The organism is Oleiphilus sp. HI0061, from assembly GCF_001635675.1.
This window is the reverse complement of sequence record NZ_LWFE01000892.1, coordinates 1-694: the sequence shown is the minus strand read 5'-3', so window position 1 is coordinate 694 and position 694 is coordinate 1. Positions and strand designations below refer to the sequence as shown.

General features: G+C 39.5%; 1 protein-coding gene and 1 pseudogene. Both read right to left on the bottom strand.

Annotated features, from left to right (window positions below):
- Positions 1–247 (bottom strand): GDP-mannose 4,6-dehydratase (locus tag A3735_RS10535; RefSeq protein ID WP_156499596.1); only part of this gene is annotated, 247 nt, incomplete at its 3' end.
- Positions 248–389: 142 nt separating this feature from the next.
- Positions 390–694: pseudogene (locus A3735_RS30810) on the bottom strand (nucleoside-diphosphate sugar epimerase); the annotation flags it as partial.

Below are 694 nucleotides of genomic sequence, written 5' to 3'. Positions count from 1 at the left end.
CCAAATGAATAACTAAGTCTGGCTTGTACTGATTAAAAACCCGTTTAATCTCAGCTGCATCGCAAATATCTACTTTTTCAAAAAAGTAGCGTTCACTGCTACTTACAGCGGTCAACGACTCAAGGTTGCCTGCATAAGTAAGCTTATCAACGTTAACAACCTTATCATCTGAACAATTAATAATATATCGAACCAGAGCTGAACCAATAAAACCAGCTCCACCAGTTACTAAAATCGTTTTCTCCATTTTATAATCCTAAACAACCAAGCCTATCCAAATCGCTGAGAGGATAACAGTAACAATCTAAGAAACCAAACCTTGATTCACTAGAAAGCACTGGAGCTGTGACCGAAAAACTAAAAAACCACATGCACACACAGCATGCGTATCAAGGAAGCTTACCAAAACAGCGACGAATCCCTTCATTAAAAGGTATTGGCGGCTTCCACCCTATCACTTGTTTGGTATATGAAATCTCCACTTGGAGGTTACTACAGAGCCGATCTGCCATTTTTCCTTTACCCAATATTGATGCAATTAACTTCAATAAAGGAACTGGTAAAGGGATTAACCATGGCTTTTGTCCAGACGCTATTGTTAGCTCTGTTAAGATCTGCGTCGTTGAAACATCATAGCCATCACTCACTAAAAAGACCTGATTGCCAGCCTTAGGGTGGTCAAGACAAGTAATAA